Origin of the sequence: Streptomyces sp. HNM0575 (assembly GCF_012726265.1) — a bacterium.
Classification (GTDB): Bacteria; Actinomycetota; Actinomycetes; order Streptomycetales; family Streptomycetaceae; genus Streptomyces.
The window spans coordinates 95,371-112,837 of the sequence record NZ_JAASAG010000008.1; the positions used below are offsets into that span (position 1 = coordinate 95,371).

At 71.7% G+C, this 17,467-nt stretch carries 10 protein-coding genes; 1 reads left to right on the top strand and 9 read right to left on the bottom strand.

Annotation, left to right across the window (positions count from 1 at the left end; all coding sequences use genetic code 11):
• Positions 1–40: 40 nt before the first annotated feature.
• From HCC61_RS19810 to HCC61_RS19820, 3 genes are all read right to left on the bottom strand, one after another.
• Positions 41–1,060: a chitinase gene (locus tag HCC61_RS19810; RefSeq protein WP_346777289.1), complete on the bottom strand. Its 1,020-nt coding sequence runs from the start codon at positions 1,058–1,060 to the stop codon at positions 41–43.
• A 233-nt stretch (positions 1,061–1,293) separates the two neighbouring features.
• Complete coding sequence (locus HCC61_RS19815; RefSeq protein WP_169137181.1) at positions 1,294–2,013, bottom strand: response regulator; 720 nt, start codon at positions 2,011–2,013, stop codon at positions 1,294–1,296.
• Positions 2,010–3,923: a sensor histidine kinase gene (locus tag HCC61_RS19820; protein ID WP_169137183.1), complete on the bottom strand. Its 1,914-nt coding sequence runs from the start codon at positions 3,921–3,923 to the stop codon at positions 2,010–2,012. Before HCC61_RS19820 ends, HCC61_RS19815 begins: the two co-directional genes overlap by 4 nt.
• Before the next feature lie 174 nt (positions 3,924–4,097).
• Between HCC61_RS19820 and HCC61_RS19825 the strand changes: the two genes are divergently transcribed.
• Complete coding sequence (locus tag HCC61_RS19825) at positions 4,098–5,531, top strand: cation:dicarboxylase symporter family transporter (RefSeq protein ID WP_169137185.1); 1,434 nt, start codon at positions 4,098–4,100, stop codon at positions 5,529–5,531.
• Positions 5,532–5,770: 239 nt separating this feature from the next.
• On the opposite strand, the gene glgB is transcribed toward HCC61_RS19825, so the two are convergent.
• The 6 genes from glgB to HCC61_RS19855 form a co-directional block, all read right to left on the bottom strand.
• Positions 5,771–8,686 carry a 1,4-alpha-glucan branching protein GlgB gene (gene glgB / locus HCC61_RS19830; protein ID WP_346777290.1) on the bottom strand — a complete coding sequence of 972 codons (2,916 nt, stop codon included), beginning with the start codon at positions 8,684–8,686 and terminating at the stop codon, positions 5,771–5,773.
• 79 nt (positions 8,687–8,765) lie between these two features.
• Entirely contained in the window at positions 8,766–10,427 is a 1,662-nt protein-coding gene (locus HCC61_RS19835; RefSeq protein WP_169137187.1) for a phosphotransferase, read from the bottom strand.
• 198 nt (positions 10,428–10,625) lie between these two features.
• Positions 10,626–12,338, bottom strand: a complete 1,713-nt coding sequence (gene treS, locus HCC61_RS19840; RefSeq protein ID WP_169137189.1) for a maltose alpha-D-glucosyltransferase — start codon at positions 12,336–12,338, stop codon at positions 10,626–10,628.
• Positions 12,339–12,382: 44 nt separating this feature from the next.
• Positions 12,383–14,479: an alpha-1,4-glucan--maltose-1-phosphate maltosyltransferase gene (locus tag HCC61_RS19845; RefSeq protein ID WP_169137191.1), complete on the bottom strand. Its 2,097-nt coding sequence runs from the start codon at positions 14,477–14,479 to the stop codon at positions 12,383–12,385.
• Positions 14,480–14,768: 289 nt separating this feature from the next.
• Positions 14,769–16,052 carry a cytochrome P450 gene (locus tag HCC61_RS19850; RefSeq protein WP_169137193.1) on the bottom strand — a complete coding sequence of 428 codons (1,284 nt, stop codon included), beginning with the start codon at positions 16,050–16,052 and terminating at the stop codon, positions 14,769–14,771.
• The gene (locus HCC61_RS19855; protein WP_206322771.1) at positions 16,049–17,212 is read right to left on the bottom strand and encodes a cytochrome P450; all 1,164 of its coding nucleotides are present in this window, start codon (positions 17,210–17,212) and stop codon (positions 16,049–16,051) included. Before HCC61_RS19855 ends, HCC61_RS19850 begins: the two co-directional genes overlap by 4 nt.
• Positions 17,213–17,467: the final 255 nt, after the last annotated feature.

Here is a 17,467-nt window from a genome sequence, read left to right on the forward strand (position 1 = left end):
GGACGCCGAGGCCGTCACCCCGGCGTCCTCCGGCTCGTCCTCAACCCGTGTAGCCGGCAAGGATCTTGGAGAACTCCCAGGGCTCCTGGTCGATGCCGCCGCACGAGTCGGCGCCGCCGCCGCTGCACGGACGGTCGCGGTTGACGGACCAGAAGCTCGCCCGCGCCAGGTGGTGTTCCTTGGCGTAGTCGACCATCGCCTTGAAGTCGGCCGGCGAGACCGACTCGCCTTCCTGGTCCGTCTTTCCGTTCATCGAGGAGAAGCCGACCTTGCGGTAGGCGTCGTCGGTGGAGATGCCGTACGCCTCGCCGACCGTCTTGGCCAGTCCGTCCACGGCGGACTTTGTGGCCGCCGCCATGTCGGTGGTGCCGTCGCCGAAGTCGAACGGCATGACCGTCCAGCCGTCGACGTCGAGCTTGGCGTCGGCGCCCTTCTTGATGAGGTCCTTGCCGTTGTCGTTGGGGCCGTTCGTGGCCGTGCCGAAGGTCAGATACACCTTGGTGTCGGCGCTCTTCTCCTTCACGATCTTCAGGGCGTCGATGACGCGCTGGCGGCTCTCCGCGTTCTCGAACTCGGTGGACTCGATGTCCACGTCGATCGACTTCAGCCCGTACGCGTCGATGACCTTCTGGTAGGCGCCGGCCAACTCCTCGGCGCTGGAGCACGCTTCGCCGAGCTTGTTGCCGCTCCAGCCGCCGATCGAGGGCGTGACGTCGCCGCCCGCGTCCTGCACGGACTTGATGGTCTCCGCGTCCTGGCCGCCCTCCAGCGGCCTGCTGCCGTCCCAGGCGGGCGAACAGCCACCGTCGGAGAGGACGAAGGCCATGGTGAGCTGGGTGAGGCCGGACTCCTTCAGTACGTCGGCCGCCTTCGGCGGGTCGCCCCAACCGAGGTAGAGGTACGGGCCGTTGAGCCCGCTCGGAGCGGCTGCCTTCGCCTTGGCGCCGTCGTCGCTCTTCTCCGCGGTGGCGTACGCGCTGACCGCGAGGGCCGCCGAGCCGGTGATGGCCGCGGCGAGCGCGAGCGCGATGCGTCTGCGCGGCGTGAGGTGGGGGGCCACGTCGAACTCCCGTCGTGGATGGGGGAATCGGGATTGGGATTCGGGATGCACGAATGGTCCGGGGACGGCCTGCCGCCGTCCCGGGAGCGTGGTGCGGAGCCGCACGCTAGCGCGCCCGCTTTGGTCCAGACAATAGAAAAGTAAGGAAAGGTTCCAGTCGATTTGGAGCCCATGCATCGGGGGAGCGGGGAACGGGGCCGGGATCCGTGGCGCGGCCCTCGCGTTCCGGCCCGTCAGCCGCGCCAGCGGTAGCGCAGCTCCGGACGCCCCACCTGCCCGTACTGCGGGCTGCACGCGGCGCTGCCGTCCGCCACCAGATGCTCCAAGTACCGCCGTGCGGTGATCCTGTTGACGCCCAGCGCCCCGGCCGCGGCGCTCGCCGACAGCCCCGCCTCGCCCGCCTCTCGGAGCGCTCCCGTCACGGCCTCCAGCGTCGCCGGGCTGAGTCCCTTGGGCAGAGCGTTCGTACGGGGAGCGGAGCGCAGGCCCGACAGCGCCCTGTCCACCTCGGCCTGACTGCCCGCCACACCCTGCGCGTTCGCCGTCGTGGTGCGGAACTCGGCGTAGCGGCACAGCCGTTCACGCAGCGTCGGAAAGGTGAACGGCTTCAGCACATGCTGTACGACGCCGAGCGAGACGCCCTCCCTGATGACGGTCAGATCGCGCGCGGAGGTCACCGCGAAGACGTCCGTCGTACGGCCGGCGGCGCGCAACGAGCGCAGCAGCGCCAGCCCGTGACCGTCCGGCAGATAAAGATCCAGGAGGATCAGGTCGACCGCCGTGCGCTCCAGCACGCGAAGCGCCTCGGCGCGCGAGTGCGCGACGCCCGCGACGGCGAAGCCGGGGACCCGCGTCACGTACAGCGCGTGCGCGTCGGCCGTCACCGGGTCGTCCTCGACGACGAGCACCCGGATGTCCGCGGTCTCCGTGGGGCCGCCGCCGTCGCCGCTCACCGCTGTCCTCCCGGGAGCGGCAGCCGCACCGCGAACTCCGCGCCGCCCTGCGGTGCCCGGCCCACCACCACCGTGCCGCCGTGCCGCCGGACCGCCTGGCGCACGAGGGCGAGTCCGAGGCCGCGGCTGCCGCCGTGGGCTCCGCCCGTGGGGTCGCGGTGGCCGTTGCCGTTGCCGGGGTCGTTGCCGGTACCGGGGTCGTGGCCGTGGCCCGTACCGTGGCCGTGGCCGCTGTGGGCTCCGGCAGTGGTTCCGGCGCCGGTCTCCGCGCCGGTCTCCACGCCGGCCTGACCGCCGGTCGTCCCATCCGGCTCGCTGCCGTCCGTGTCTTCCCGAACACCGTGCTCCGCCCGGGACTTGGTGGACCAGCCGCGCTCGAAGACCGACTCGGCCTCCTCCGGCCGTATGCCCGGGCCGGTGTCGGTGACCGTCAGCAGCAGCGCCGACGTGCCGCCGTCGGCGTCCCGTTCGCCGCGTACGCTCACGCCCACGCGCGAAGTGCCGTGCTCCTTGCCCGAGTCGGCCGCCGCGTCCACGGCGTTGTCGATCAGATTGCCCAGCACCGTGATCACGTCGCGGTGCGGGAGGCTCGGCGGCAGCAGCCCGTCGTCGATGTGGCTGTCGGGGGTCAGCGAGAGCTCCACGCCCCGCTCGTTGGCCTGTGCCGCCTTTCCCAGCAGCAGCGCGGCCAGCACCGGCTCGGCCACGGCCGCGACGACCTCGTCGGTGAGGGCCTGTGCGAGTTCCAGCTCCTCGGTGGCGAACTCCACGGCCTCGTCCGTGCGGCCGAGTTCGATCAGGGAGATGACGGTGTGGAGCCGGTTCGCGGACTCGTGCGCCTGTGAGCGCAGGGCCTCCGCGAAGCCGCGTACCGAGTCCAACTCCCCGGTGAGCGACTGGAGTTCGGTGTGGTCCCGCAGGGTCACCACGGTGCCGCGCTGCTCACCGCCGTCCACGGGGGAGGTGTTGACGACGATCACGCGGTCGTCGGTGAGATGCACCTCGTCGACGCGGGGCTCGGAGGCCAGCAGCGCACCCGTCAGCGTCCGCGGCAGGCCCAGCTCGGCCACGCTCCGGCCCAGCACCCCGGGTCCGTCGTCATCGGGCTCGTCGCCCCTGGGCCCGTCGCCCCCGTGTCCTTCGGCGCGGCCGCCCGGCAGCCCCAGCAGTTCGCGGGCACCGTCGTTGACGAGGGCCACCCGCTTCTGTCCGTCCAGCATCAGCAGCCCCTCGCGTACCGCGTGCAGCGTCGCCTGGTGGTAGTCGTGCATGCGGCTCAGCTCGGCCGCGTTCATGCCGTGCGTATGCCGCCGCAGCCGTGCGTTGATCACGTACGTGCCGATGCCGCCGAGCGCGAGCGCGCCGCCCGCCACCCCCACCAGGAGCATCACCTGGCGGCGCAGCTCCTCCGTGATCGTGTCCACGGCGATGCCCGCGCTGACCAGGCCCACCACTCGCCCGTGGTCCCATATCGGCGTCACGACGCGCACCGAGGGGCCGAGCGTCCCCGTGTACGTCTCGCAGAAGGCGCGGCCCTCGACCGCCTGACCTATGTGCCCGACGAAGCGCCCGCCGATCCGCCGCGGGTTCGGGTGGGTCCAGCGGATGCCCTCGGTGTTCATGATGGTGATGAAGGTGACGCCCGTGTCGTGGCGGACCTTCTCCGCGTACGGTTGCAGCTGCTCGCTCGGCCGGGGCCCGCGGATCGCCTCCCGTACGGACGGGGAGCGGGCGATCGCGCCGGCCGTCGCCGACGAGCGGTGCCGCGCCGACTCCTCCGCCTGCATACGGTCCGTCACGTAGGCGAAGACCGCGCACCCGGCCACCACCGCCGCCACCAGCACGACCTGCATCGCGAAGAGCTGGCCGGCCAGGCTGCGGGGAGGCCGCGGTGTACGGGGAGTGCGCATGCGGCCAGTCTGCCTGGTGGAATTTCCGTGCACGTAATGCACGGAACAGTGACGGGCGTCACTCCGCGATGCATAGTCGCCGGGACCCGGACCGAGTCCGGACGGCCCCGCACCGGGGCCGCGGGGCGCGGAAAGAGGGTCAGAGCCGCAACGACGCAGAACGAGGAGCCCGACGTGTCCCAGCAGACACCGCCGTCTTCGGCGCCGCCCGAGCGGACCCCTGCCAGGCGGGACCGCACCCACTATCTGTACCTGGCCGTCATCGGGGCGGTCGTGCTCGGAGTGGCCTTCGGCCTCATCGCGCCCGACGCGGCGAAGGAGCTGAAGCCGCTCGGTGAGGGCTTCGTCTCCCTGATCACCATGATGATCTCGCCCGTCATCTTCGTCACGATCGTGCTGGGCGTGGGCTCGGTACGGAAGGCGGCGAAGGTCGGCGCGGTGGGAGGCCTCGCGCTCGGCTACTTCCTCGCGATGTCCCTGGTCGCCCTCGCCATCGGCCTGGTCGTCGGCAACCTGCTCGACCCGGGCCACGGGCTCCAGTTGACCGACGAGGCGCGCGACGCGGGCGCGGCGGAGGCCAAGGGCGCCAGCGCGAGCACGGCCGAGTTCCTGCTCGGCATCATCCCGAAGACGCTGATCTCGGCCTTCACCGCGGGCCAGGTCCTCCAGACGCTGCTGGTGGCGCTGCTCGTGGGCTTCGCGCTCCAGGCGATGGGCACGGCCGGCGAGCCTGTCCTGCGGGGCATCGGCCACCTTCAGCGGCTGATCTTCCGGGTGCTCGCCATGGTCATGTGGGCGGCGCCCGTGGGCGCCTTCGGCGCGATGGCGGCCGTGGTCGGCGAGACCGGACTCGATGCGCTGAAATCCCTCGCCATCATCATGGTCGGCTTCTACACCACCTGCGTCGTCTTCGTCTTCGGCGTGCTGGGACTGCTGCTGAAGGCGATCACGGGGATCAACGTGCTCTCGCTCTTCAGGTATCTGGCGCGGGAGTTCCTGCTGATCCTCTCCACCTCGTCCTCGGAGTCCGCGCTGCCGCGGCTCATCGCGAAGATGGAGCACCTGGGCGTCAGCAGGTCCGTCGTCGGCATCACGGTGCCGACCGGCTACTCCTTCAACCTCGACGGCACGATGATCTATCTGACGATGGCCTCGATCTTCGTCGCCGAGGCCATGGGCGATCCGCTGACCATCGGTCAGCAGATCTCGCTGCTCATCTTCATGTTCGTCGCATCCAAGGGTGCGGCGGGCGTCACCGGCGCCGGACTCGCCACCCTCGCGGGCGGCCTCCAGTCGCACAGGCCCGAACTGGTCGACGGCGTCGGCCTGATCGTCGGCATCGACCGCTTCATGAGCGAGGCCCGCGCCCTGACGAACTTCGCGGGCAACTCGGTGGCCACGGTCCTGGTCGGCACCTGGACCAAGGAGATCGACAGGGAGCGGGTGAACCGGGTGCTGTCCGGGGAGCTGCCGTTCGACGAGTCGTCGCTCCAGGACTCCGGTGCCGGGACGGACCACGGCGGTACGGAGGGAGAGGTGCCCGGGGCGCGCTCCGGCGGCTCCGGCGGTACGAAGGAGCCCGTCTCCACCGCGAAGGGCGACGGCTGACGAACACTCGCCCGGCAGCTGACTTCCCGCCCGGTCCGTACGGCCCATGCCCCGCGGCACGAGGCCTGCGGTAGGAGGCCTGCGCACGAGGCCCGCACGGTACGCGCACTCGCCGTACCGTGCGGGCCTCGCTGTCGCAGGTGCCCTGAAGGTCGTATGTCGTGGCAGGTCGTGGCAGGTCGTGGCAGGCCGTCGCAGGTCGTATCAGGTGCCGCGTCGCTCCGGCCCGGTGCTGCCCGTCAGGCCGGGCGGAACCACAGCGTCGACCGCGCCGGAAGCTCCGGCGTGACGGACACCGGCCGCCCGTGCGACGGATGCGCCTCGGGCGTGAGGATCCCGCCGTCGCCCGTCCCCTTACCGGCACCGCCGTAGCGCACGTCGTCGGTGCAGAGCACCGCCCGCCAGCCGGCGCCGCCCGTGTACGGCACGCCCAGGCGGTACGAACTCACCGGCGCGTCCGAGAAGTTGCTCACGCACAGCAGCGCGTCCCCCGCGGCGTCGTAGCGCAGGAAGGCGAAGACGCCCGCCTCGCCGGGATCCGTACCGGCGGGCCCGCTGCTGCCGTCCTCGACCCAGGCGAATCCGGCCGGGTCGGTGTCCAGCTGCCACAACGCAGGTGTGCCGGTGTAGCGGGCGTTGAGATCGCGCACCAGTTTCCACACGCCGCGCCCGCCGTCCCGCCCGCCGCCGTCCGGTGAGGACGCGGCGAGCAGTTCCCAGTCGGGCCCGCGCTCCTCGGACCACTCCGTGTCCTGCGCGAACTCCTGTCCCATGAACAGCAGTTGCTTGCCCGGGTGCGCCCACATGAAGGCCAGGAACGCACGGTGGTCCGCCAGCCGCCGCGAGGCGTCGCCCGGCATCTTCGCCACGAGCGACCCCTTGCCGTGCACGACCTCGTCGTGGGAGACGGGCAGGATGAAGTTCTCGGCGTACGCGTAGCTCATCGCCCGCGCCAACTGCCCGCCCCGGTAGGCACGTTCGCCCGGCTCCAGCCGCATGTACCCGAGCGAGTCGTGCATCCAGCCCATGTTCCACTTGAAGTCGAAGCCGAGCCCGCCGAAGCCGCACTCGCCCGGCTGGTCCGTCGCCCGCGTCACCCCGTCCCACGTCGTGGACTCCTCGGCCGCGGTGACGACGCCCGGGCAACGGCGGTGCAGCGTCGCGTTCATCTCCTGGAGCAGCGCCACCGCGTCCGGATTCTCCCGCCCGCCAAGGGAGTTGGGCGTCCACTCACCGGGCCCGCGCGAGTAGTCGAGGTAGAGCATCGAGGCGACGGCGTCGACGCGGAGCCCGTCGATGTGGAACTCCTCGCACCAGTAGACGGCGTTGGCGACCAGGAAGTCGCGCACCCCGGGCCGTCCGAAGTCGAACTCCAGCGTCCCCCAGTCGGGATGCTCGGCGCGGGACGGATCGGGGTGCTCGTAGAGCGAGGAGCCGTCGAAGCGCGCCAGCGCCCACTCGTCCTTCGGGAAGTGCGCCGGTACCCAGTCCATCAGCACGCCGACGCCCGCCCGGTGCAGCGAGTCGACGAGGTGCTTGAAGTCGTCGGGGCCGCCGAGGCGTGCCGTCGGCGCGTAGAAGCCCGTGACCTGATAGCCCCACGAGCCCCCGAAGGGATGCTCGGCGCACGGCATCAGCTCCACGTGCGTGAAGCCCGTCTCGCGTACGTACTGCGGGAGCTGCTCGGCGAGTTGGCGATACGTCAGGCCGGGACGCCACGAGGGCAGATGCACCTCGTAGACGGACATGGGAGCCGCGAGCGGATTCCCCGCAGCACGGCGGTCCAGCCAGTCGCCGTCGCCCCAACGGTAGCCGGAGGTGTGGACGACCGAGGCGTTGGCAGGCGGCACCTCGGCGGCCCGCGCCATGGGGTCGGCGTGCAGTTCGCGAGTCCCGTCGTCCCGTACGACCTCGAACTTGTACAGCGCGCCGTCACCGACGCCCGGAAGGAACAGCTCCCACACCCCCGAAGTGCCGAGCGCACGCATCGGGCAGCCCGTACCGTCCCAGCCGTTGAAGTCGCCGGCGACGCGCACGCCGCGCGCGTTCGGCGCCCAGACGGTGAAGCGGGTGCCGGTGAGGCCGAGATGCGTCATCGTCCGCGCGCCGAGCGCCCGCCACAGCACCTCGTGCCTGCCCTCGCCGAACAGGCGCAGGTCCAACTCGCCCAGCGCGGGCGGCAGTCGGTAGGGATCGGCGACGCGGACGGCGTCGCCGCCCGGGTCGTTCCCTCGGCCGCCCGCCTGGTGGTCCCGCCGGTCTCCGTAGCGCACCAGCAGCTCGTAGGCGGGGATCAGCCCGTCGCGGAGGCCGGGCCCGGCGGCGGGCGGCGGCAGCTCTCCGGCGAAGAAGCCGTCGCCCTCGTCGAGTAGTTCGGCGACCCGCGCGCCTTCGCCACGGTGTCCGTCGCTGTCGTGTCTGTCGCTGTCGCCGTCGCCTTCGGGGTCGTCGTACGGGAGGACGACGCTCACCGAGCGGGCGTGCGGGCGCAGCGTGCGGAAGGCGATGCCGCCCGACTCGGTGAGCCGCGGGCCGAGACATGCGTGCGGGTCGTCGTGGGTGCCGGCGAGCAGCCGCTCGCGGTCCTCGGCGGGCAGGGCGGGCACGGCGGCGGCGCGGGGTGCGCGCGGCCGGTCCGCTACGGATCCCGTCCCGCCCTCGCTCCCGATCCCGGCCCCGGTCCCGCTCTCGCTCCCGGACGGGGGCGCGGGCGCGGGGGCTTCCGGAGAGCTTGTGGGATCCGCTGACGCCACCCGCTCGCCGGGCTCCCGCCGCCCGCCGGGCGCCCGGCGCTCCCCGCGATCCGCCTGCTCCTCGCGCTCCGGCGGCGGTACGAGCAGCGCCGGGTCGCCCGCGGTCCGCCTGCCCGCGGTCCGCCTCCCCGTGGCCCGTACCGTCGCCGCCCGTACGGCGGCCCGCTGCTGCGCCGCCGCCGGCTGCGGCAGCCGCGACCGCTGTCTGCCTGCCGCGCCCTGACCGTTCGGTTCGTGGACGGCCGGTCCGCCGGGCGGGCCGGCCAGCGGCCCGGTCAGCGCGGCGAGCGACCGGCCCCAACGGGCGTCTCCCGCGGGTCCGTTGGCCCGTCCGCGCAGAAAGGTGGCCGGCACGTGCGGCCGTTGGTTCCCGTTCGGGTCGGGCAGCTGAGGGACGGTCACGGTCGGAACCTCCTGAGTACGTCGTCGACGGCTGTCGACGGCTGGCGGTCGGGGCGCGTACGCAAACGCCGCCCGCCGGTCACCGGTGGGCCGGCGTGGCCGCGAGACGGCGGATCGCGGACATCGGTACGTGCAGCCAGGTGGGGCGGTGCCGGGCTTCGTAGAGGACTTCGTAGACGGTCTTGTCGGTCTCGTAGGCGCGCAGCAGCGTGGCCTCCTCGCGCGGATCGCGGCCGGAGGCCTCGGCGTAACCGGCGCAGAAGGCCTCGCGGTTGGCGTCGGCCCACCGCCGCGCGAACGCGTCACCGGAGCCGGAGCCGGAGCCGGAGCCGGTGCCCGAGCCCGAGCCCGTGCCCGAGCCGGTGCCCGAGCCGGTGCCCGGGCCGGAGCCGTGGTCGCCCGTGTCCCGTCCCCCGGCACCCGCCTCCGCCGGTCCCGGCCGCCGGCACGCCGCGTAGTCGAAGGAGCGCAGCATCCCGGCGATGTCGCGCACGACCGGCTGCGGCACCCGGCGCTCGGCCAGCGGACGCGCCGGCTCCCCTTCGAAGTCGATCAGCGACCAGCGGCCCTCCGGCCCGTACAGCACCTGACCCAGGTGCAGATCGCCGTGTACGCGCTGCGCGTCGCAGGTGTGACCGAGGCGTCCGAGCGCGGCGAGCGCGCGGAAGGCGTCCCGCAGTCCCGGCCGGTACGGGCGCAGTTCGGGCACCGCGCGCCCCGCCGCGTCAAGCCGCTCCGTCATGGCGGCCGCCGTGCGCTCCAGTTCGTCGCGCTCCAGTACGCACGTGGGCAGCGCCTCGGCGAGCCCGGTGTGCACCTCGGCGGTGGCGCGCCCCAGGCTCCGGGCCTCCGCGGTGAAGTCGCGCCGCTCGGCGAGCGCGTCGAGGGCGAGCTGCCAACCGTCGCGGCAGCCGGGCAGATACGGCTGGAGCACGCCGAGCGTCAGCGGGGCCCCGGCCGCCGATGCAGCGGCGGAGCGCACCCCGTGTGCCCCGCCTGGTCCGCTCCCGTGCTCCGTGCCGGTACGCGGGCCGGAGGTCTCGGCCTCGAACCACGCCGTCGGCGCCGGAACCCGCCGCGAGCCGTGCCGTGCGAGGGCGAGCGGCAGTTCGAGGTCCGGGTTGACGCCCGGTTCGACGCGGCGGAAGAGCTTGAGGATGTAGCGATCGCCGTACACCACCGAGGAGTTGGACTGCTCGGCCGCCAGCGGCCGTGGCGTGAGTCCCCTCGGCATCGCGGAGTCGGGCTCGCGACGGAACCGCAGCGGACCGAGCCGGCCCGGGGTCGCGAGCCGTTCCAGCAGACGTTCCGCGAGCAGCGGGTCGGACAGCGCCTCGTGGACCGTGCTGCCCCGTAGCGGCCCGCAGGTCAGGTGCCCGATGAGCGACCCGTCGAGCGCCGGCGGCACGGGGCAGGTGGGATCGCGCACTCCGAGCAGCAGTTGGTAGCAGTCGGCGGACTCCGCGTCGTCGCCGGGCTGCCGTGCCCGCACCAGCAGATGGATCAGCCCGGGCGCTTCCCCCGTACCGTCGCACGGCAGCAGTTCGGTGGCGGCGACGATGGTGAAACCGCTGATCGGGCGGCCCTTTCCGGCGAACCACCGCTGCCGGGGCAGCCATTCGGCGAGCGGCCCGGCGAGGGAGCCGAGAAGTTCGCCGGCCGAGGGGACGGCGTCCGTCCGAGGAGTCCGAGCAGTCCGAGGAGTCCGAAGAGCTGTGCGGGACAAGGAACTTTCCGACATGACGTCTGGCGTCCTTTCCCCGGGTATACGAAAAGCACGCAGATTGTGGCTGAATGGGATGTTCTGTGTCCGCTTGTGCACGCCGTGTCGGAGATCTTCACCCGGCGGCCGACGGCGGAAGACCCGGAGCCGCTATCGGCTCCGGGCCTTCTTCGTTCGCGCTCTCGGAAGGGCGCGTCCCTGTCCGTCGCCCGCTTCTCAGTGCTGCCGGCGCAGCCGGAACCAGTAGAAGCCGTGGCCGCCCAGCGTCAGCAGATAGGGCAGTTCGCCGATCGGCGGGAAGCTGACGCCGCCGATCAGTTCCACCGGGACGCGCCCGTTGAAGAACTGGAGGTCGAGTTCTGTCGGCTGGGGGAAGCGGGAGAAGTTGTTCACGCACATCACCAGGTCGTCGCCGCCGTCCGGCAGCCGCACCTCGCGCAGGAACGCGAGCACGGCCGGGTTGGAGGAGGAGAGTTCGGTGTACGTGCCGAGCCCGAACGCCGGGTTCTGCTTGCGGATCTCCACCATCCGCCGCGTCCAGTGCAGCAGCGAACTCGGCGAACTCATCGCCGCCTCGACATTGGTGACCTGGTAGCCGTAGACCGGATCCATGATCGTGGGGAGGAAGAGCCGGCCCGGATCGCAGGAGGAGAAGCCCGCGTTGCGGTCCGGCGTCCACTGCATCGGCGTGCGCACCGCGTCGCGGTCGCCGAGCCAGATGTTGTCGCCCATGCCGATCTCGTCGCCGTAGTAAAGGATGGGGGAGCCGGGGAGGGACAGCAGCAGCGCGGTGAACAGCTCGATCTGGTCGCGGTCGTTGTCGAGCAGCGTGGCGAGGCGCCGGCGGATGCCGATGTTGGCGCGCATGCGCGGGTCCTTGGCGTACTCCGCGTACATGTAGTCCCGCTCCTCGTCGGTGACCATCTCCAGCGTCAGTTCGTCGTGGTTGCGCAGGAAGACGCCCCACTGGCAGCCGGAGGGGATCGGCGGGGTCTTGGCGAGGATCTCCGAGACGGGGTAGCGCGATTCGCGGCGTACGGCCATGAAGATGCGCGGCATGACCGGGAAGTGGAAGGCCATGTGGCACTCGTCGCCGCCCTTGTCGAAGGCGCCGAAGTAGTCGACGACGTCCTCCGGCCACTGGTTGGCCTCGGCGAGCAGCACCGTGTCGGGGTAGTGGGCGTCGATCTCCGCGCGCACCCGCTTGAGGAAGTCGTGTGAGCGGGGCAGGTTCTCGCAGTTGGTGCCCTCCTCGGCGTAGAGGTAGGGGACGGCGTCCAGGCGGAAGCCGTCCACGCCGAGGTCGAGCCAGAAGCGCAGCGCGGAGATCATCTCCTCCTGCACGGCCGGGTTCTCGTAGTTGAGGTCCGGCTGGTGGGAGAAGAAGCGGTGGAAGAAGTACTGCTTGCGGACCGGGTCGAACGTCCAGTTGGAGGCCTCGGTGTCGACGAAGATGATCCGCGCGTCGGAGTAGCGGGTGTCCTCGTCGTCCCACACGTAGTAGTCGCCGTAGGGCCCGTCGGGATTGTGCCGGGACTCCTGGAACCACGGGTGCTGGTCGCTGGTGTGGTTCATGACCATGTCGATGATGACGCGCATGCCGCGCTGGTGCGCGGAGTCCGTGAACTCCACGAAGTCCGCCAGGTCCCCGAACTCCGGCAGCACGGACGTGTAGTCGGAGACGTCGTAACCACCGTCGCGCAGCGGCGACTTGAAGAACGGCGGCAGCCACAGGCAGTCGACCCCGAGCCACTGGAGATAGTCGAGCTTCGCGGTGAGCCCCTTCAGGTCTCCGATGCCGTCGCCGTTGCTGTCGTGGAAGGAGCGGACGAGCACCTCGTAGAAGACGGCCCGCTTGAACCAGTCCGGATCGCGGTCCTTGGCGGGCGTGTCCTCGAACGTGTCGTGTACGGGGGTGTTCACGGTCATGGGTGAGTGCCCTTCGGGTCGGCGGTGGTGTCGGACGGGATCCGTCAGGCACCACCGGGGTCGGGCCGCAGCGTGAGGACGTGCGCTGCGGCGGGGGAGTCCCCTCCGGCCGCCAGGCGCACGTAGTTGCTCCTGCTCCAGTCGTACGTCCGCCCGGTGAGCTGGTCGCGCACCGGGAAGCTGTCCCGCCCTTCGGCCTGCGCCGGGGTCAGGCCGAAGCGGCGCAGATCGTGCTCCTCCAGAGTCACCGTCGCCTCCTGCGCCTGGTTCGGGTCGAGGCTGACCACGACGATGACGGTGTCGCCGCCGGTGCCGCTGTGGGTGTCGCCGCCGGTGCCCGCGCCGGGGCCTGCGTTGGGGCTTGCGTCGGGCTCCGGCCCGTCGTGGTGCTTGGAGTAGGCGATGACCTGGTCGTTGTCGCAGTGGTGGAAGGTGAGCGAGCGCAGCCCGTGCAGCGCGGGATGCTCACGGCGCAGCCGGTTGAGCTGTCCGATCAGCGGCGCGATGGTCTTCCCGGACTCCTCGGCGGCGGCCCAGTCGCGGGGGCGCAGCTGGTACTTCTCCGAGTCCAGGTACTCCTCGCTGCCCGGCCGTACGGCCTTTGCCTCGCACAGCTCATAGCCCGCGTACACGCCCCAGGACGGGGAGAGCGTCGCCGCCAGCACGGCGCGCGTCTCGAAGACGGGGCGCCCGCCCTCCTGGAGGCTCGCGTGCAGGATGTCCGGGGTGTTGACGAAGAAGTTGGGACGCATGTAGGCGGCCGCCTCGCCCGCCAGTTCCGTCAGATACTCCGTCAGCTCCTGCTTGGTGTTGCGCCACGTGAAGTACGTGTACGACTGCTGGAAGCCCACCTTCGCGAGGGCGTGCATCATCGCGGGACGCGTGAACGCCTCGGCGAGGAAGACCACATCGGGATCGGAGCGGTTGACGTCCCCGATGACCTTCTCCCAGAAGCCCACCGGCTTGGTGTGCGGATTGTCGACGCGGAAGATGCGGACGCCTCTGGCCATCCACAGCCGCAGCAGCCGCAGCGTCTCGCGTACGAGCGAGGAGTAGGCCGACGGGTCGGTGTCGAAGGCGAGGGGGACGATGTCCTGGTACTTCTTCGGAGGGTTCTCGGCGTGCGCGATCGTGCCGTCCGGACGGTGCCGGAACCACTCGGGGTGCTCCTTGATCCAGGGATGGTCCGGCGAGCACTGGAGCGCGAAGTCGAGGGCGACCTCCATGCCGAGGGCGCGGGCGCGTTCGGTGAAGTGCTCGAAGTCCTCCACCGTTCCCAGGCCGGGGTGCACCGCCTCGTGGCCGCCCGCGGCCGAACCGACGGCCCAGGGTGAGCCGACGTCGTGCGGCCCCGCGGACAGCGCGTTGTTGGGCCCCTTGCGGAACTGGTCGCCGATGGGGTGCACCGGCGGCAGATAGACCACGTCGAAGCCCATGGCGGCCACGGCCTCCAGCCGTGCGGCGGCGGTGCGGAACGTGCCGTGGACGGGCGGCTCGCCCTCCTTCTCCGGCAGCACCGCGCCCTCGGAACGCGGGAACAACTCGTACCACGAGCCGAACTGCGCGCGCTCGCGCTCCACTTGGAGCGGCAGCGGACGCGTCGACGTGACCAGTTCACGCAGCGGACGGCGCTCCAGCACGGCCGTCACCTGCGGCGTGAGGGCGGCCGCCAGCCGTGCGGCGACACCGCGGCCGCGGCTGCGCAACGCGTCGGCCACGGCCAGGACGCCGTCCCTGCCCTCGCTTCTGGGCACGTCGGCGGCGGCGCGTTCGTGCAGCACCGCCCCTTCTTCCAGCACCGCTTCGGTGTCGATGCCGGCGGGGATCTTCAGCTTCGCCTCGCGGCGCCAGGTGGCGATGGGGTCGCTCCACGCCTCGATCGCGTACGTCCATCTCCCCTCGCTGTCGGGGGTGATGTCGGCGGCCCAGCGGTCGGTGCCGGGGGCGAGTTCGCGCATGGGCGTCCAGGGGCCGCGGCGGCCGGTGGCGTCGCGCAGTACGACGTTGGCGCCGAGGGCCTCGTGGCCCTCGCGGAAGACGGTGGCCGAGACCTGGAACGTCTCGCCCGGTACGGCCTTTGCGGGGTGGCGCCCGCAGTCGACGAGGGGCCGGACGTCGAGGACGGGGATGCGACCGATCATTGCTTCACCTTGGTGCGGAGTGGAACAGGCGGACGGTTTGTGATCTTCCGCCTGTTCTATCTGCTTCGCCTGGAGCGCCGGTGCCGCGCGCATGGCCGTGACGCGCGTTCACCCGCCCGGCGGCCCGGCCGGGGTTCCGCCGTGCCGGGCCGCCCGCCGGGCCGCCCGCCGGGGCCGTGGCCGGATCCGGTGCGTGCCGCGAACCGGACCCCGGCCGCGCCGAAAGCCCGGGCCCCGGGGCGGGGTCCGGGCCGCGGCCGCGGCGACGGCCGGCGTATCGGTGTCCTCTTCAATCGCCGCGCAGATGTACCGGGAAGGACTGGAGGTCGTTCTGCGTGAGCACCGGCTGGTTGACGATCTCCTCGACCGGGACCGCGAGGCGGATGCCCGGGAAGCGGCCGAAGAGCGCGGGCAGCGCGATGCCCGCCTCCAGCCTCGACAGCGCGGCGCCGGGGCAGATGTGCGGACCGTGGCCGAAGGTCATATGGCGGTTCGGCGACGGCCTGGTGATGTCGAACCGGTCGGCGTCCGGGCCGTGTTGGTCACGGTCCCAGCCGATCGCGCGGTACGAGACGACGACGCCCTCGCCCTCGCGTATGACGGTGCCGTCCACCTCGATGTCCTCCGTCGCGAAGCGCATCAGCAGGTGCGTGGTGGGGGTGTCCCAGCGCAGCGTCTCCTCGATCACCGCGTCCCAGCCGGTCTCTCCGGCGAGCACGGACTTCAGCTGGTCGGGGTGGGCGAGCAGCGCGCGTACGGCGTTGAGGATCAGACCGATCGTCGTCTCGTGGCCCGCGGCGACCATCGCCTTCAGGTTGCCGACGACCTCCTCCTCGGTGAGGGGCTCGCCTCCCTGGTCGGCGAGGATCAGCGCGCTGGTCAGGTCGTCGCGCGGCTCGGCCGTACGCGCCCTGGCCATGTCGGTGAAGATTCCGTCGAGTTCGGCGATCACGGCGAGCCGCTCGTCCTGCGGCGTCAGCATCGAGAAGAACGCCTTGTAGAGGGTGTGCAGCCGTGGATGGAGCGCAGGGTCCACACCCATCAGCACGCTGATCACGGACATCGGCAGCGGCAGCGCGAAGACCTGCTTCAGGTCCACGGGACCGTCAGCGGACTGCTCCTCCAGGTCGTCGAGCAGGCGGTGGGTGATGGACTCGATCACCGGGCGCATGTCCTCCAGGCGGCGCGGAGTGATCGCCTGCGCGGTCTTCGTACGCAGCCGCCGGTGCTCGGCGCCGTCCACCGTGAACATCGAACGGCCCGCGTCGATCATGCCGATCAGCGGCCACTCCTCGGTGACCTCTCCCGTGCGCCACAGCGTCCAGCGGCTGATGTCCTTCACCAGCCGCTGGTCCGTGAGCAGCCTTCTCGCGGCGGCGTGCCGAGTCACGGACCAGGCGGGTACGCCGAGGAGTTCGATGCGGGTGAGGGTGCCCGCGTCGCGCAGCCTGCGGGTCTCCCCGTCGAGGTCGCCCACCATCGGGTCGATGACGATCGGGCAACCGCCGTGGCCGGTCGCGTCGTGCCCCGTCCCGTCGTGTGCGGCGGAGGAGCTGGATGCGGGGAGGCTCATGACCTGCCTTCGATCGGGGGAGTGGGGGAGAAGTGGACGGGCAGGGCGGTCATGCCGCGCAGGAACGCGGAGGGGCGCCGCGCCAGAGCGCCCGCCGGTACGGCCAGATCGATCTCGGGCAGCCGGTCGAGCAGCACCTCGATACCGACGCGGGCGATCGTCTCCGCTATCTCCTGCGCCTGGAAGGGGCACTGGAACTCGCCGTGGCTGAAGGCGAAATGGGCGCTGTTGCCGCCCCGCAGCCCCGTGTCCGCGCCCTCCGCGGTGACGTGCACCTTCGGGTCGGCGTTGGCCCCGGCGAGGCCGAGCAGCAGCATGTCGCCGCTGCGGATGTGCTGCCCGCCGAGCCAGGTGTCCGCGGAGGCCCAGCGGCCCGCGAGTATCTGGGTGGGGGTGTCCTCCCACAGCACCTCGTTCATCGCCTCGGGGATGCTGCGGCGGTTTCCGGTGAGGGAGGCGGCGAAGCGCTCGTCGGTGAGCATCAGACGTACGGAGTTGCCGATCCAGTCCGCGGTGGGCAGATGGCCCGCGGCCGTGATGGCCATCAGGTCGAGCGCGTACTCCTCGTCCGTGAAGTCGTCGGGGTGGGCGAGCATCCAGGAGGTGAGGTCGGCGCCCGGAGCGGCGTGCTTCTCGGCGACCAGTTCGTGGATCTTGGCGCCGAAGTGCTGGAAGCCCTCCAGGGCGTCGGCGCCGCCGTCGGCGAGATCGGTCATCGCCTTGATCAGGCCCGGACCGTCGGAGTCCGGGAAGCCCAGGAGCCTCGCGAGCACGAGGATCGGCAGCGGCTTGGCGTACTCGGAGATGATGTCCGCCTCGCCGCGCGCGCAGAACGCGTCGAGCAGCTGGTCGGCCAACTCCTCGCAGTGCGTGCGCAGTTCGAGGGGGCTGATGCCTTCCATGGCCGTCTGCACCATCGACAGGTGCCGCTGGTGCTCGGTGCCGACCGTGTAGTAGATGGACGGCTGGCGCTGGCCGATCATGGGCCGCAGCGGCCAGTCCTCCGGCAGCGTCTCCCACTGGTTCCACAGCCCCGAATCGCGAGGGAAGAGCCGTGAGTCGGTGGTGACCTGGTACATCTCCTGATAGCCGATCACCAGCCAGGCCGGCACCTCGCCGGGCAGCAGCACCGGCACGACGGGGCCGTGCTCGCCGCGCATCTCGCGGTAGTGGCCGGACGGGTCGGTGTGGAAGCGGGGACCGCTGAGCGGCACGGCCTTCCCGGCGGCGTGCGCGGGACAGCCGGGCGGCGGGGCCGGTGCGGCGGCAGACGTCCCGAAGAAGTCGTACTCCCCCTTGTGGGCGTGTTGATACGCCGTCACGATGCAAAACCTTCCGTGTGATGGATCGCGACCGATTGCGTACACAGGGCGGGGCTGGAAGGCGCGCGGCCTCGCCGGCGGACGGTTCCAGCG

What these genes read in the sequence shown, in the direction of transcription:
- HCC61_RS19845 (WP_169137191.1), bottom strand. Translation starts at nt 14,479, where the DNA reads ATGATCGGTCGCATCCCCGTCCTCGACGTCCGGCCCCTCGTCGACTGC.
- HCC61_RS19820 (WP_169137183.1), bottom strand. Translation starts at nt 3,923, where the DNA reads ATGCGCACTCCCCGTACACCGCGGCCTCCCCGCAGCCTGGCCGGCCAG.
- HCC61_RS19850 (WP_169137193.1), bottom strand. Translation starts at nt 16,052, where the DNA reads ATGAGCCTCCCCGCATCCAGCTCCTCCGCCGCACACGACGGGACGGGG.
- HCC61_RS19855 (WP_206322771.1), bottom strand. Translation starts at nt 17,212, where the DNA reads ATGCGCGGCGAGCACGGCCCCGTCGTGCCGGTGCTGCTGCCCGGCGAG.
- treS (WP_169137189.1), bottom strand. Translation starts at nt 12,338, where the DNA reads ATGACCGTGAACACCCCCGTACACGACACGTTCGAGGACACGCCCGCC.
- HCC61_RS19835 (WP_169137187.1), bottom strand. Translation starts at nt 10,427, where the DNA reads ATGTCGGAAAGTTCCTTGTCCCGCACAGCTCTTCGGACTCCTCGGACT.